The 249-nt window shown below is 48.6% G+C and carries 1 rRNA gene; it reads right to left on the bottom strand.

From position 1 onward, the window contains the following. Positions 1-249: ribosomal RNA gene (locus HHH54_RS11725) — 23S ribosomal RNA — on the bottom strand; the annotation flags it as partial.

Genomic DNA, 249 nt, shown 5'->3' with positions numbered 1-249 from the left:
CTTGTTGGTTTGGGCTCTTCCCGTTTCGCTCGCCGCTACTCAGGGAATCGAATTTTCTTTCTCTTCCTCCGGGTACTAAGATGTTTCAGTTCTCCGGGTCTACCTTCTCATACGCTATGAATTCACGCATGGATAACACGACATAACTCGTGCTGGGTTCCCCCATTCGGAAATCTCTGGATCACAGCTTACTTACAGCTCACCAAAGCATATCGTCGTTAGTAACGTCCTTCATCGGCTTCTAGTGCC

The organism is Staphylococcus canis (genome assembly GCF_016238445.1).
GTDB lineage: Bacteria > Bacillota > Bacilli > Staphylococcales > Staphylococcaceae > Staphylococcus > Staphylococcus canis.
This window is presented reverse-complemented; position numbering and strand designations above follow the sequence as displayed.